Here is a 278-nt window from a genome sequence, read left to right on the forward strand (position 1 = left end):
GTTAGATGGCGTACAACGCACGTGTTTTTAATTCAGCTGCCGCCGAAGGGCAAGATGATCCTGTCTTTCGGTAAAACAGCCAATTCAGTGCCGGTTGCGCCTCTGATAATGAAGATAACGCGGTTGGCTAATACCTGGTATCGGCCAACCGGAAACCGCTTGCAGGGTGCGCATCACGCATCAGATTGTGGATAAAACACAGTCGCCATAACACAGAACTAATCGGCGTCAGACGTCTGACCCCAGGCGTCCGGCAACATAGGTGAGATATGAAAATC

Annotated in this window: 1 protein-coding gene; it reads left to right on the forward strand. The window is 50.7% G+C overall.

Annotation, left to right across the window (positions count from 1 at the left end; genetic code table 11):
• Positions 1 to 195 (forward strand): hypothetical protein (locus tag Q4563_RS19550; RefSeq protein ID WP_303605701.1); only part of this gene is annotated, 195 nt, incomplete at its 5' end.
• Positions 196 to 278: the final 83 nt, after the last annotated feature.

The sequence above is a fragment of the Gilvimarinus sp. 1_MG-2023 genome, assembly GCF_030548285.1.